The organism is Acinetobacter sp. 826659, assembly GCF_000588515.1.
Lineage (GTDB): Bacteria > Pseudomonadota > Gammaproteobacteria > Pseudomonadales > Moraxellaceae > Acinetobacter > Acinetobacter pittii.
In genome coordinates, this window is the sequence record NZ_JFYD01000008.1 from 103,457 (window position 1) to 119,126 (window position 15,670).

The 15,670-nt window shown below is 41.7% G+C and carries 8 protein-coding genes; 7 read left to right on the forward strand and 1 reads right to left on the reverse strand.

Annotated features, from left to right (window positions below; translation table 11 throughout):
- Positions 1-28: 28 nt before the first annotated feature.
- A complete protein-coding gene (locus J663_RS16260) occupies positions 29-445 on the reverse strand; it encodes a DUF4902 domain-containing protein (RefSeq protein ID WP_050598831.1) in 417 nt (138 codons plus the stop codon).
- 784 nt (positions 446-1,229) lie between these two features.
- Between J663_RS16260 and abaR the strand changes: the two genes are divergently transcribed.
- The 7 genes from abaR to J663_RS16295 all read left to right on the forward strand — a co-directional run bounded on the left by abaR (position 1,230) and on the right by J663_RS16295 (position 15,617).
- Positions 1,230-1,946, forward strand: coding sequence for a LuxR family transcriptional regulator AbaR (gene abaR, locus J663_RS16265; RefSeq protein ID WP_002118060.1), 717 nt, complete (start codon positions 1,230-1,232; stop codon positions 1,944-1,946).
- Between the two features lie 700 nt (positions 1,947-2,646).
- Positions 2,647-4,536, forward strand: a complete 1,890-nt coding sequence (locus J663_RS16270; RefSeq protein WP_033850979.1) for a fatty acyl-AMP ligase — start codon at positions 2,647-2,649, stop codon at positions 4,534-4,536.
- A gap of 50 nt (positions 4,537-4,586) precedes the next feature.
- Positions 4,587-6,362, forward strand: a complete 1,776-nt coding sequence (locus J663_RS16275) for an acyl-CoA dehydrogenase (RefSeq protein ID WP_081404795.1) — start codon at positions 4,587-4,589, stop codon at positions 6,360-6,362.
- Positions 6,359-6,619, forward strand: a complete 261-nt coding sequence (locus J663_RS16280) for an acyl carrier protein (protein ID WP_002118032.1) — start codon at positions 6,359-6,361, stop codon at positions 6,617-6,619. Before J663_RS16275 ends, J663_RS16280 begins: the two co-directional genes overlap by 4 nt.
- Entirely contained in the window at positions 6,616-10,575 is a 3,960-nt protein-coding gene (locus J663_RS16285) for a non-ribosomal peptide synthetase (protein WP_033850991.1), read from the forward strand. The genes J663_RS16280 and J663_RS16285 overlap by 4 nt, the downstream gene beginning before the upstream one ends.
- Positions 10,576-10,599: 24 nt before the next feature.
- On the forward strand, positions 10,600-14,346 hold the full coding sequence (locus tag J663_RS16290; protein WP_033850992.1) for an outer membrane lipoprotein-sorting protein: 3,747 nt from the start codon (positions 10,600-10,602) through the stop codon (positions 14,344-14,346).
- On the forward strand, positions 14,343-15,617 hold the full coding sequence (locus tag J663_RS16295; protein WP_033850996.1) for a hypothetical protein: 1,275 nt from the start codon (positions 14,343-14,345) through the stop codon (positions 15,615-15,617). Before J663_RS16290 ends, J663_RS16295 begins: the two co-directional genes overlap by 4 nt.
- Positions 15,618-15,670: the final 53 nt, after the last annotated feature.

The following is a 15,670-nucleotide window of genomic DNA, read 5'->3' on the forward strand; positions in this document are numbered from 1 at the left end:
AGCGGTAACTGTAAGAATTTACAGGTTTCTAAGAGAAATATGGAGTTAATTTAGCCATTGTCTGAGTTGTATTGATGTGGGCATAAATGAACTGTTCCCAGAACAAAGTATCGATTTTCTTTTCAATTAGTGTTTCAGTAACTTCAAATCCAATATCTGTACCAGATACATCAACAAGCATAATATTGCTTCGAGGCAGTCCAATTCTTTTTATACTTGTGATGCCATTGTACTCAATAAATTCCCAATCCCATCCCGTACTTAAAGCTGGGGTCAGTGATGTTGCCCATTCAGTAAAACCATAATAGAGAATTTGAGAATCTTCAATTTGTGTTGATTCAACAATAGATATGAGATGTTGGAGTGGATAGTTCATAAGCTGATTTTCATTCAGTCGAATAAAACCATCTGCTGATATTGAGAAATGAGGAGGGATGGTGACCATGCTACCTGTTCAAGTGACTTGAATTGGGGTTCAATGGATAAATAACATAAATTATTGCCAATAAAATACTGTTATGTTTAACAGGTTAAATGTAATTGTATGGCATACACCGTTAAGCTGTTCTTACTAGAGAGTTATTCAGCCTTTAAGGCTTACTTATGAAAAAACGAGAATTTTGTAGTTTTAATATGCAAACTGCCTTTTAAAAAATGCTAGATAGATTGGAGTTGTTGTAGATCTTTTAGTATGCATCAATTCTGATTGTTAAAAATAATAATCCTAAGCAAGGTGAGTTGTAATGTAATTGCTTGATTTATTAAATTATTAAAGGTGTATTTAGTTTCTTTACATAATAATTAGTAAAATTATACCGGCTAGATAGTTGATAGAAAATATTGTTTAATTAAATTAATGAAAAATGAATATCAATAATAATTAATAGGTCTCCTTGATCTTTTTTAAAATACTTATTTTTTGGAATAAAATGCATCCTGTAAAATTTAATTTTTCAAGCATAATCCGCACATGGAATATAACAACCTTAGAGGCTCTCATAAATTTAGTTTGGCTGAATAATTTACGACCATATCTGGCTTAAAAGAGTTGTTAATTAGATGATGAATTCAAAATCTGAAATTGAGAAATCAGATAAATAAAATTAGGTATCTAAAAGCTTTGTTGAAATAAAGGTAAACGAAGAGACCTACGCTTCAATTGGATTGTTTGAATTCACAATATTCAACTGAACAAAAAATGATTTGTGAATGGAGTCTAATGAGAGTAAATGGAAAATTGGCAAGAGGATTTATTATCAGAATTTCTGATCGTAAAAAATGAATACCAGCTGTTTGAGATCGTTAAATCTACAGCTTCAAAGCTTGGATTTGATTATTGTGCTTATGGTATGCAGTCGCCATTATCTATTGCTGAACCAAAAACAATTATGTTGAATAATTATCCAGAAGCATGGCAAAAGCGTTATGTGGAACAGCAATATGTGAAGATAGATCCAACTGTGCAGCATTGTATGGTATCACTTCAACCTCTTGTCTGGTCGAGCCAATTTGCAAAGACACAAGAAGAAAAAGATTTCTGGGAGGAGGCGCGCTCTTATGGCCTTAATGTCGGTTGGGCTCAGTCAAGCCGCGACTTTATTGGAACCAGAGGGATGCTAACACTCGCAAGATCCAATGACCAATTGTCGGAAAAAGAGCAAAAGGCACAATATACAAATATGTATTGGTTGTCTCAAACAGTGCATTCTAGCATTGCTAAAGTTGTAAATGAGGTGGAATTCGCTCAGTTTAATCTTTATTTAACGAACCGAGAAAAAGAGGCACTGCGTTGGACTGCTGAGGGTAAAACGTCTGCAGAAATTGCCCAGATTCTAGGGGTAACTGAAAGAACAGTAAATTTTCACCTCGGAAATTCAATGCAGAAGTTAAATGTGAATAATAAAATTTCAGCAGCTATCCGAGCTGTGATGTTAGGACTTTTATAAAGTATACGTATAAATAATACATCTGAATAAAGTAAATGCTTGTAATATTTATATTTTAAAATCAATCATTACTATAGCTTATTATAAAAGCTATTTATCTGGGTTTTATTTTAAATTAAACCAATTGGAAAAATTTAATTTCATATTATTTTAGTATTCATGATTTTATGTGAAAGTCAAAATTAATTGTATTTATTTATAAAAGTATATATTGGTTATGAGAAATTATAATGTTGAAATATGATTTGTTTTTAAATGAATAATATAGGTGGATTGTTAATCTATACTTAAATAGCTTATTGCTATAAAAAATTAAATCTCAAAAATCAAAAAATAAAATATCAATAAAATAATTATATGAGCTAAGAATTCGCTGATGTATTGAAAGCTTTTAGACACTTTTTCAACTACTAAAAAAGTAAAGATGAAAATAAGTTTAATATTTAATCTAATTGCAAAAAATAAAAAATAGAAATTGAGTAAAACGATTTATAAAAGGTGTCTAGCTTCTCGATTTTTATAAATATAGGCCAACCTGTAAGCACTTACAGGTGTAATAAATGATGCCCAACCATAAAATATAATGTGAATTTATATTTTAAACAAAAAGTATATTCATTTTTATTAAAAGCCCCGACGAGAAATGTAATTTCTAAATTAGCGAATTTTAAGGGTGCATTATAATTAATCGGAGTAAGTTATGGCTGTAATGGATACGGATAATATCATTGCAACATTGGAATCCCACGCAAATTTAAATGGAAGTAAGGTTGCTTTCGAGTATTTAGGGCGTCAATCGGGTGGTATTCAGTCTCTTACGTATAAAGATTTGAACGCTCGGGTTCAACATCAAGCTCAGGTATTAATGAATCTTGTAGACAGTGGTGATCGCGCTGTATTGCTGTTTGAGCCTGGGTTGGACTTTATCGTATCGTTCTTTGCCTGTCTAAAAGCTAAAATTATCGCGGTACCCGTCAGCCTACCTTTTAATCGTAATGGTTTTTCTAATATTTTGAATATTATGAATGACTGCGAGCCAAAAATAGTACTCACCACCAAAAAGATTCTTGAGCTATCAGGTCTGATCACACTAAAAGCTCAAAATGAAAGCTTAATATTACATGCCGTTGATGCTGAGCTACAGCGTGATTTGGTACAAAAAGCTTTCCCGCTCATTACTGAGGAAGATATCTGCTTTCTGCAATACACTTCGGGATCAACAGGTTGGCCTAAAGGGGTAATTGTTACCCATAAGAATATTATGGCCAATGAAGTCATGATTGCCGAAGCTTTTGGTACACAACCAGAAGATGTTGGCCTGACGTGGCTGCCTGTTTACCACGATATGGGCTTGATTGGTTCAGTTTTGCAAACTGTGTATGTGGGCCTGACTTGCTATGTCATGTCACCGCTGGACTTCATTCGTAAGCCTCTAAAATGGTTGCAATTTATCAGTGAAAAAGGTGTCACGATTACTGGTGGACCAAACTTTGCCTATGAATTATGTCTCCATCGCATCTCTGATGAGCAGGCCGCATCGCTTGATCTGAGTCGTTTGCGTGTGCTGTTTAATGGTGCTGAGCCGATCAAGGCTCACGTCATGCAAAGCTTCATGGAAAAGTTTAATACCCAGTCGAAACTGAGACTAGATACTTTCTTGCCATGTTATGGATTGGCAGAGGTTACGCTTTTAGTTAGTGGTGTGACTGGTCCTCTCAATGCGATTTCAATCGATCGTGACAAGTTAAATGCCAATCTAATACAAGCCAGTCAAGATCCGACCGCCGTGCAAGTGGTGAGCTGTGGCAAGATCTCGGCACATATTGATTGCCGTATTGTCAATCCGCATACCTGTCAAGAAGTAGCAGCTCATGAAGTTGGTGAAATCTGGCTGGCAGGTGAGAGCGTTACAGCAGGTTACTGGCAGAAGCCAGAGGTCAATCAGGAAACTTTTGCGGCGACTATCATTGATGACGCGGGTCAACCGAGTCAAGTGCACTACTTGAGAACGGGTGATATGGGCTTTGTCAAAGACGGAGACCTATATGTAACTGGCCGCCTTAAGGATGTGATTATCATCCGTGGCAAGAACTATTACCCGCAAGATATCGAGTGCTCTGTTGAAATGGCACATCCTGCTGTTCGTAAAGGCTGTGTTGCAGCAGTGAATGTTGCTGATTCTGAGGGTGTTACTGTTGTACTTGAGATCAAGAAGAAGTCACTAGACAAGACTCTCAATTTTGAAGCCATTAGAACTCAGGTCAAGGAACAAGTGACAGCTGATATTGGCTTACCTGTAGAAGGTGTCTATTTACTGCATCAAGGCCGAATTAACAAAACTACTAGCGGCAAAATTAGAAGAAGAAAAATTAAAGAACAGATCGAACGCGGTCAACTGGTCTGTTTAACCCATCCAAACCGTAGAACGGTGATTGCTCGAAACTATGTCAAAAACGGCTTAGAAGTCATCCGTGATCGTGAGCAGCGGGGGCAGCTGATTCGTTATAGCTCCAATCTTCTCAACTCAATGATCAAGGAACGTGAAGTACGCACGCTGATTTTTAATCGTCTGAAAAGTGCTTTGTTTTAACCCTTACCCTTTAATCATTTGAGTGAAAATCCATGTCACTTACATCCAATTTGCGGCAGTTTCAGTCTGCTGCTCGTCTGGAGCAAATTTTAGGCTCCGTACATGATAACAACAACGATTTTTCTTGGTCCGCTGCCATCGAGCGTGATGAGAAGGAGCAATATCCTCAGCGTGCTGTTGATTTTCTGAATGCGGTGGGTATGAACCGTTTCTATGTACCTTCAGAGCTCGGAGGTCGTATGGAAATTGGTGAAGAGTTGCTATATCTGCATCGTGTGTTGGCACGACGTGATCTAACCATCAATTCGACTTATAGCACGAATGCTTGGTCTGTGATTGTGTGGATCGGCGGTAATGTGAATCAATGCCAAAGTATTGCTAGCCGAATTTTGAGTGGTGCTGCTCCAGCATTGGCTTATAGCGAGAAAGCGCATGGTGCTGACCTACTATCTAGTGAAGTGACAGCACAGCCTGCCGAGAGTAAATACATCTTAAATGGCGAAAAATGGTCAATCAACCGCGCCACTTTAGGAGACTCTTTAAGCCTGATCGCTAAAACATCGAATGATCGTGGACCACGTAGTTTGAGTGCATTCTGGCTTGATAAGCGTCATATGGCTTCTAAAGGAACCTATAGTCTGAACCGCCTACCAACAGTGGGCATGCGTGGTTTAGATATTAGTGGTATTGGCTTTAACAACGCTGAAATTCACAAAGATGCTTTGATCGGTGAAGAGGGCCAAGGGTTGGAACTTGGACTCAAAACCCTACAGGTAACGCGTGCATATTGCAGTAGTTTCTCGCTGGGGGCTGGCGATACGATGCTACGAATCGCGACTGAGTTTGCCATTGAACGTGAGTTATATAACAAAAAAGTAATAAGCATTCCGTTGGTACGTGAGCAGCTCGCTACAGCCTATGCCTATCTATTAGCAGCGGAGGTATTATCACTCGTTGGCGCGCGCGGATTACACGTTTGTATTAATCAGTTCAGTACATGGTCGCCAATCGTCAAGGTACTGGTGCCTGAGTATGTAGAGTCACTTGCCAAGATCACTTCTTCAGTGCTTGGGTCACGTTTCTTCTTAAGAAATGCATATGCAGATGGAATGTACCAGAAAGCATTCAGAGACCATCTGATTGTTAGTGTGTTTGACGGAAGTAGCACCGTTTGTCTAGACAGTCTGAGTTTTCAGCTCAAATCAGCCAATAAAGGTCGTAGCAAAAAAGCCGACCATCTCAACCAAGCCGAAGCCAAAGCACGTTATCGCCAGTTGTATGACTTACAAGTGGAGACAGACGCTATTGATTTCCGTGGGCTTGAGATTTTCAACCGAGATGGCGATTTGGTGATGGAGTCGCTGGGGACAATCATTGAAATGCTCAACGATGCCGAAGCCACAGTAGGGTTGTCTACTGAAATGCTATCTACGTTACGTGAGCATGCAGACCGGCTTCTGGTTGAACAGCATTCATTGGATCAAAAAATTCAGAATTACTTTTCAAACTCTGAGGAAAGCAAAGAGTTTGAAACTTTGCGTTTTAGTCTCGCTCGAGGCTACGCAGAACTGTTTGCCCGCATTGCTGTGCTGGGTTTCTGGGTCTTCAACCGTCATGGCTTAAGGACTGCTTTAAAGGATGGAGCATGGTTGATCATTTTCCTAAATGCTGCTGAAGGGCAGACATCTCCTCCTATTACGTCATTACGTGAAAGCACATTAGCAGATTTGCTAGACCGAATTTCAACCAACCACATGTTATCTGTTATCGATTTCGCATTGGCACCGCGTGATGCCAAACCAGTTAAAGAGGAGATTACCCCATGAATAAGGATAAAGTTTACTGGAGCGCGATCATTCGTACGCTAGTAGCTAAAGAGATGCGTGTAGAGCCTGAGACGATTGATCCAGAGCAAAAATTTACCAGTTATGGTCTTGATTCGATCGTTGCTTTGTCTGTGTCTGGGGACTTGGAAGATCTGACAAAACTGGAACTTGAGCCGACACTGCTATGGGATTACCCAACAATCAATGCATTGGCTGAATATCTGGTTTCTGAGTTGCAACAGGGAGTTGCTTCATGAATAACATTGCGAGCCTAGAACCAAAAATTCTGTCGCGTCATGCGATTTCTGCAGAACAGCTTGGTATTTGGTATATCCAGCGTCTTGAGCCAACTTGCAGTGCCTACAATATGGTGGTGGCTTTTGATGTGAAGGTCAACCAGCCATTAGGCAGCAAGCCGATGGAGATTTTGGAAGCAGTGTTACATGATTATCCGTTACTACGTGTAAGCATGCCTGCCAATGATCAGGGTATCGAGCAAATCATCTGGGATCGTGTATATCCTAATATCATTCTCTCTGATGCTCGTCATGTTGAAGCTTCTGATTTGACGAAATTAGTCGAACAGGATACCAAGCAACCATTTGACCTAACTCAGCCACCGTTGTGGCGTATCCATTGTTATGAGCGTGGTCAGAATCACTATGTGATTGCAGTTGTGATTCATCATGCCTTAATGGATTTCTGGTCGATTGGTCTATTGCTGCGAGATGTCTGCAAGCGTTTTGGACTGGTAACAGAGTCAAATGTAGTGAACGGAATCGAGTTCGCTCAATATGCAGATAAGCAGAAGAGCAACGTGATCGGTGATGCTGATGAAAGCTTACTGTTTTGGAAAAATGCGTTAAAGCATGCTCCACATGTGCATAGCATTCCACTTGATTATCCACGTCCAGCTGTGCAACAACATAAAGGTAGCTCGGTAATTTTCCGTGTACCTGAGTCAGTATCGTCTGGTCTTGTAAACTTGGCGAAAGATTATGAAATTACCTTATTCGGTCTTGTATTATCGGGCTTCTATATCCTGCTGAACAAACTATCGAATGAAAATAATCTAGTCGTTGCCACAGCAGTAGCAGGCCGACTTGAACGTTCTTTGCGCAATGCACTAGGACAGTTTGTTAATACAATTGCTCTTAACATAGACATCGATGCTGATCAGACTTTACGTCAATTTACACAGCAGGTGCAGGAACAATTAAAACAGAGTCTTAAACATCAAAAAGTTGCTTTTTCCAGAGTGGTTGAAGCTGTTTCACCAAAGCGTGATGGCAGTATCAATCCATTGGCTCAAGTTGGAATGTTCTGGGAACGTCTAGGTGGTTTGGATGAGTTTAAAGAACTACTCTTGCCAATCCAGAATCCAGCTACTTTAGCCGGTCAAGACCTTACGCTAGGAAGCTTTCCAGTTCGCCAACAAGAAGGCCAACTAGATATTATGCTAGAAATGGGCGGTGAATATCAGGGTGAACTGGTTGGTGTACTGAAATACAACTCTGAAATATTTTCTGCGGAGTCTGCCGAGAATATAGTGCAACTACTGCAAGTTGTACTATCGGAAATGGTGGCTCATCCTGAACGTAAGATTGTTGAGTTAGATATCGCACCTGATTATGCGAATGGCATTCAGCTAGGCTACCTACGTGGTCAGGTGACTGATTATCCTCGACATGATCTACTGGGAATGATTCTGAAGCAGATCGATGAGCGTGGTGACAATCATGCTATGACCTCTAGAGATCATGCTGTCAGCTATCATAAGTTAGGTCAGCATATTGCTGGGATTGCTGAATATTTACGTGCACATGGCATTACCAATGGGGATCGCGTAGGTCTAATGGTAGACCGCACTGTGCTATTGCCCGCGGCAGTCCTCGGAATCTGGGCGGCAGGAGCAGCATATGTACCGTTGGATCCTAGTTTCCCAAGAGAACGTTTGCATAACATCGTAGAAGATGCTGAACCTAAAGTCATCTTGACCCAAACTGACTTGATGGATGCTCTTACAGTCTCTGTACCACGTCTAGATATCAATCAAGCTGGTGTTGTTCCCCTTGAGCAAGTACGTGAGACGCTTGCCTTTGGTGATACCGCTTATGTGATGTACACCTCCGGCTCGACAGGTAAACCTAAAGGCGTGCGTATTGGGCATCCTTCAATAGCTAATTTCTTACTGTCTGTGAATGATAGGCTGCAAGCAACTGCTGATATGCAGTTATTAGCAATCACTACTTATGCGTTTGATATTTCTGTTGTTGAACTATTGATTCCACTGATGTACGGCGGTGTGGTGCATGTGTGCCCACGTGAGATATCTCTAGATGGGAACCTGCTGGTTGAGTATATGCAGGCGAAGTCAATCAATGTTATGCAGGCAACGCCGTCCTCTTGGAAAATGCTATTGGACAGTGAGTGGAAAGGTATCCCACATCTAACTGCACTTAGCGGAGGCGAAGCGCTAGATCCTGTACTCGCAGAAAAACTACTGGGTAAAGTCAGCTGTCTTTGGAATGTCTATGGTCCGACCGAGACAACTGTGTGGTCCAGTGCAGCCCACATCACCGATGCCAAATATATTGATTTAGGCGAACCAATGGCGAACACCCAGCTTTATGTTCTTGACGAACAGCAGCGATTGGTTCCACGAGGCGTTATGGGAGAGCTCTGGATTGGAGGCGATGGTCTTGCAGTCGATTACTGGCATCGACCTGAGTTGACAGATGCACAATTTAGAACTTTACCATCCCTACCAAATGCTGGTCGACTCTATCGCACCGGAGATAAAGTCTGTCTGCGAATGGATGGGCGTTTGACTCATCATGGACGTCTGGATTTTCAGGTCAAAATCCGTGGATTCCGTATTGAGCTAGGCGAAATCGAGAATGTCCTCAAACAGATCGATGGTATTACAGATGCAGTAGTCTTGGTTAAGACCACAGCCGACAATGATCAGAAACTGGTGGCTTATGTGACTGGACATGATATTGAAATGGCTGGTTTAAAAAAGACTCTGCAAATCCATCTTCCGGCTTATATGGTGCCAAGTACGTTTATCCGATTGGATGAGTTTCCAATGACGGCTAACAATAAGTTAGATCGTAAGGCATTCCCTGAGCCAGTGTTTGAGCAGAGCAACGATTATGTTGCTCCACGCGATTCGATCGAAATCGAGTTATGTACTACCTTTGAACAGATTTTGTCAGTCAAGCGAGTTGGTATACATGATGATTTCTTTGAATTAGGTGGGCATTCATTACTGGCTGTGAAACTTGTCAATCATCTCAAGAAGGTATTTGGTACCGAATTATCAGTTGCTTTACTTGCACAGTACTCAACTGTTGAGAGTTTGGGGGAGATCATCCGTGAAAATAAAGAAATCAAACCTTCAATCGTAATCGAACTGCGCCGCGGAACTTATGAACAGCCGCTATGGCTCTTCCATCCGATTGGTGGCAGTACCTTCTGTTATATGGAACTTTCGCGTCATCTCAACCCGAATCGTACTTTACGTGCTATTCAGTCTCCGGGTCTGATTGAAGCAGACGCTGCTGAAGTAGCGATTGAAGAAATGGCGACACTCTATATTGCTGAAATGCAAAAAATGCAGCCTCAAGGACCTTATTTCCTCGGTGGCTGGTGTTTCGGTGGTGCGATTGCATACGAGATCAGTCGTCAGTTGCGTCAAATGGGGCAGCAGGTCACAGGAATTGTCATGATCGATACACGTGCTCCAATTCCAGAGAATGTGCCTGAAGATGCTGATGATGCCATGCTTTTGTCTTGGTTTGCTCGTGATTTGGCTGTGCCTTATGGCAAAAAGCTGACGATATCAGCGCAATACTTGCGTGAATTGAGTCCAGATCACATGTTTGATCATGTGCTTAGAGAAGCTAAGGCCATCAATGTCATACCTCTGGATGCTAACCCATCAGATTTCCGACTTTACTTTGATACCTATTTGGCTAATGGCGTCGCACTTCAAACCTATTTCCCAGAGCCTGAAGATTTTCCGATCCTCTTGGTTAAAGCCAAAGATGAGTCAGAAGATTTTGGGGAGAGTCTCGGCTGGGATCATTTGATCAAAGATACACTTACACAAGTGGATCTACCTGGTGACCATTCATCGATTATGTTCGCTGAGAACGTTGCGGCTGTGGCCAAGACAATTGATCAGATGTATCCAATTCCTGCATAAGAAATACAAGAAGGTAGAACCACTATGGTGACCATAGAACATGCTTTCCTTATACCGGCCGAGATTGATAAGGTTTTTAAATATCTTGCAAACCCGGGCAATGATGCAAGCTGGCAATTGTCATGTAAGCATTCAGAGCTACTAGACACTACTCCGCGTGTGGGCAGCAAGTATGAACTTAATTTGAGCTTTGCTAGTCGTGAGTTGGCCTTTAAAGGTGAAATTACACATCTGGTACCGAACGAATTGTACGCCTTCCAAGTGTTAGAAGGACCATTTTATTACAAAGGTACTTATCGCTTCAAACCGCATCCAGAAGGTACATGGATTGAGTGGTTGTTTGAGGCAGAGCCGGGCAGCTTTTTTGGTGTATTTCCTAATGCACTGCTAAAAAAAATGGTTCTTGCCCAGTTCAAGAAAGATCTTGCTAATCTTCAGGCGCTGGCTCAGAAGGGCGGAACCTATGAGGCAGTGAGTACGCAAACGCAAGAGATTGAAGAGCCATCGGTAAAGGTCGAAAAAACATCGGAGAAGATTGAAGAACCATCGCCAGAGATCAAAAAACCATTGCAGGAGATCAAAGAATCATCGCAAGAGATCGAAAAACCACTTCAAAAGACTCATCTAGTGATGGAGCAATATGCGCGATGGATTCTCAGACATCGCCGTATTGTACTGACAGTGGTCATGCTCTTGACGATTGCTTTGGCATATCTTGCATCTGGCGTAAAAATTATTATTGATCCAGGTGCACTTGCACCGAATGGGCATCCTTATATCACCTCGACCAAGCTGATCGAAAAAAAATTCGGCTCCAAGTATATGGTCGTGATCGGTATTACACCGAAGCAAGGTGATATTTATCAGCCGCAAGTGTTGGAAAAAGTCAAACGTATTACCGAAGAAGTGGACAACGCCCCCGGCGTTGTTCGATCAACTATGATGAGTTTGGCTGCACGTCAAGCGAAAGGGATCATGGCTAATTCGGAAGGGTTTGATGCCAAGAAATTATTGCCGACCAGTTCAGTCACTCAGGATGATATCGATCAACTGAAAAAAGTGTTGGCAATGAATCCAACTTATATGAATTCAGTGGTGTCTAAAGATCAAAGAACTGCTGCGATTTTGCTTGAGCTTGAGGAAAGTCCAGAGGGCTTCCAGAAGATGATGGCTCCGATCAACAAAATTGTAGAAAGCGAACAATCTAAAGATATGACGCTCAGTGTCGGCGGTAATCCTGTCTATCTAGATAAAGCTGAAGATTACTCTAAGCGTATCAATATCTTGTTCCCGATTGCCGTACTGGTGATTGGATTGTTGCACTTTGAAGCATTCCGCAGTAAGCAGGGTTTGATTCTGCCACTCGTTACAGCTTTGCTTGCTGTGGCATGGGGTATGGGCATGATGGGACTGTTTAAACAGCCGATGGATATCTTTAACTCGCCTACACCAATTTTGATTCTGGCCATTGCAGCAGGGCACGCCGTGCAGTTGCTCAAGCGTTACTATGAAGATTTTGATCGTCTGATTGCTCAAGGGATGGAACCTAAAGCTGCCAATAGCGAAGCTGTGGTGCAGTCTTTAGTTCGTGTTGGTCCAGTTATGGTGCTGGCTGGTGGAATTGCGGCGGCTGGGTTCTTCTCTCTGTTGACCTTCAATATTCCGACTATTCGTTCATTCGGTATTTTTACTGGAATCGGGATCATCAGTACGCTGATCATTGAGATGACTTTTATTCCAGCACTACGCTCAATGTTGCCACCGCCTTCGGTTACGAAGGTCAAACGCAAAGGGCTACCGATCTGGGATTGGATTCCAAATCGTATTGGCGATGCCATTTTGTCAGTTCGTCCACGAATGATATTAATGACTGCAATTGCGACAATTGGTGTCTTTCTTGCGATCGGCACGAGCCGTATTGTGGTAGATAACGATAGTCGGAATTTCTTCTCTCGTGACCTACCGATGCAGCAGGATGACAGGTTCTTGAATCAGTCACTTGGTGGCACAAACAGCCTTTATATTATGGTCGATACGAAGGTCCGTGACGGTATTGAAAACCCAGAGATCCTAAAAGCGATTGATAATACAGAGAAGTTCGCGAATTCAATTCCAGAGGTTGGTAAAACAATCTCTATCGTGGACTATATCAAAAGGATGAATCAGGCAATGAATGCCGATCAGCCACAGGCATTTCAGGTTCCTGCAACCAAAGATGTTGTTGCTCAATATCTGCTGTTGTATTCAATGTCTGGTGAGCCGACTGATTTTGAATCCTACATTGATACTACTCAGCGCTATGCCAAGATCACGATTCTTATGAAAACGGGTAGCAACCACCGTATCAAAGAAATCCTTGAATCGCTAAAAACGTATATGGCGGCTCAATTGGGGGACAAGGCTGTAGTGAGTTTTGGTGGTGACGTGACGCAAACCATTGCTTTGACTGAAACAATGGTTCACGGCAAGCTTATGAACATTCTACAAATTTCATTTGCCGTATTCTTTATTTCAGCACTGGTCTTCCGTTCGATTTCAGCTGGACTGATTGTTCTGACACCACTTTTGTTCTCAATTCTTGCCATCTTTGGTGTGATGGGCTGGCTCGACATTCCGCTCAATATTCCAAACTCCCTTATCTCGGCCATGGCTGTAGGTATTGGTGCGGATTACGCAATTTATTTCCTCTATCGTTTGCGTGAAATCTTGCGCGAAGAAGGTGGAGATATCAAAGATGCTATTCGTAAAACATTAAGTACTGCTGGTAAAGCTTCTCTTTTTGTCGCGACTGCGGTCGCTGGCGGGGATGGCGTATTGTCGTTGTCGCAAGGCTTCCACGTACATCAATGGCTGGCGATGTTTATTGTGATTGCGATGCTTTTCAGTGTGTTTGCAACCTTAATTATGGTACCTACAATGATTCTAATATTAAAACCTCGTTTCATCTTTTCCTCAAATAAGAAGAGCATCCCTGTTGCACAAACTGTCGTGACAAGCCTTTTGTTGGGTACTGCACTCACCTTTTCATTACCTAAAACATCTCATGCAGATGAAGTTCAAGACATTGTTAATCGTAGTGATGATGCCTCTAAATTTCTGACCTCAAGTGCTAGTGCCAAATTTATTTTGACTTCTAAAAATGGTGAGCAACGTGTGCGCTTGACTAAAAATATGACCAAGCTTGCTGGAAATACTCAGAACAATATGCGTTTGACCGAGTTCATCTCGCCTGCAGATGTACAGGGAACCACGACGCTATTGATTGAGAACTCAAAAGGCAGTGATAGCATGTTTGTCTATTTGCCTGCATTGAAAAAAGTACGTCGTCTTGCCTCAGCGAATAAGGGGGATGCTTTTATTGGTACGGACTTTAGTTATGGTGATGTACTTGGCTATAAGCTAAGTGACTGGAAGTACACGAAACTTGCAGATAGCAAATTTAATGGCAAAGATTGCTACATGATCGAAGCAACGCCAATTAATAATACGGTGAAGAGTGACTTTGGTTATAGCAAACGTCGCATGTGCATTCTCAAAGACAACTTTGTTACAGCAACCATTGATATATGGGACACAGCAGGCAAACCGTTAAAGCATATTGAGTTCACGGATATCCGTCCTTATGGCAAAGTGAAACCAAGATGGCAAGCCATGAAATCTATGGCGAAGAATCTGCAAACTCAGCATATGACACAAGTGATCGTTAATGATTTTGTCGCTGAGAAAACTTTATCCGATAAGATTTTCTCACCGCAGAGTCTTGAAAAATGACGCAAGGTGCCTATTGGGTATTCGCATGCTGCAGTAGCTTTATGCTGCTGCAGCATGCTTATGCAGATGACAGCGAAATGAGTTTTGTAAGCCAGAACTCAGCCAGACTCGATGTCTGGTCATCAGATCGTGATTTAAGTTCGTTAAAAAACATTGGGCAAGCAAGTTTCTGGTCCAATGGTACGCTCAAGTTTAACCCTGAGTTTAAGATCCATTACGACATAAATATTGGAGACGAAACGGACCATACTGTAAACCCAGATCAGGTGAGTAAGGTGAATCGCAACTTACGTGAGTTGTACGCCTCTTACAACTGGGATCAGACGTTCTATCTAGATGTTGGTCGCCAGATTGTCGTCTGGGGGAGAGCTGATGGGATTAATCCAACAGATAATCTATCGCCCCGTGACTATACGCGCCTAGTACCAGATGAGACAGATCAACGTCTTGGAAATGATGCAATCAAATTGACATATATTCCTGAATCTGGAACCAATAAATGGACTGCATTGTGGTATCCGCGTAGTCGTTCAGATGTGATTCCATTGCGTCAGATTGCTGGTGTTCAATATGACATAGACCGTAAGAGTCGTCCTGCATTTGGAATGCGCTGGGATTATTCTGTAGATGGTTTAGATGTTGGGGCATCATATTTCTCGGGTTTGGATCATATGCCCGATCTGTCAGTTCTTTCAGCGTCTCCAACAGGAGAGGCCATATTGCAACTGAAAAATAATCCTATGTCTGTTTATGGAGTAGATTTCAGTTATAACCATAACGATATCGTGTGGCGAGGTGAAGCGGCCTATACGCAGACTGATTCAGAAGGTAGTGAAGATCTTACGCACAAAAAAAATAATCTGACTGTAGTCATCGGTCCAGAATTAGCATTAAAGAATTCCACCGTGAGTTTAGTAGGTGTCTATAAACATACGGAGGACTTAAGATCTGCTGATAGTCTAACAAATCCATTATTGAGAACAGTTTACCGTTATCAGCAAACCATCAGTAACCAATATGAGCGCGATCAGTATGGAGCTATGCTGCGCTATGCACTTAACCTCCTGAATGACAATCTAAAGTTAGAAGTAACAGGTTTCTATTTTGCACCAGAGCCTAATGAGATGTTGAGAGTTCGTATTAATTACAACCTTAATTATCATTGGCAATTGAATGCAGGTGGCGATCGATTCTGGGGCAGAAATGATACGGTGTTAGGACAATTTAGAGATAACAGTCTGGTGTATGCCCAGGTTCGATATAACTTTTAAGATAATTCGCTCCAAAAATAATGCTGGAGTTTGCAGTCCCTAATTAAGGTGAT

Bases quoted from the DNA above. Each gene is read 5' to 3' on its own strand.
- J663_RS16290 (WP_033850992.1), top strand. From the start codon at position 10,600: ATGGTGACCATAGAACATGCTTTCCTTATACCGGCCGAGATTGATAAG.
- J663_RS16270 (WP_033850979.1), top strand. From the start codon at position 2,647: ATGGCTGTAATGGATACGGATAATATCATTGCAACATTGGAATCCCAC.
- J663_RS16260 (WP_050598831.1), bottom strand. From the start codon at position 445: ATGGTCACCATCCCTCCTCATTTCTCAATATCAGCAGATGGTTTTATT.
- J663_RS16280 (WP_002118032.1), top strand. From the start codon at position 6,359: ATGAATAAGGATAAAGTTTACTGGAGCGCGATCATTCGTACGCTAGTA.
- abaR (WP_002118060.1), top strand. From the start codon at position 1,230: ATGGAAAATTGGCAAGAGGATTTATTATCAGAATTTCTGATCGTAAAA.
- J663_RS16295 (WP_033850996.1), top strand. From the start codon at position 14,343: ATGACGCAAGGTGCCTATTGGGTATTCGCATGCTGCAGTAGCTTTATG.
- J663_RS16285 (WP_033850991.1), top strand. From the start codon at position 6,616: ATGAATAACATTGCGAGCCTAGAACCAAAAATTCTGTCGCGTCATGCG.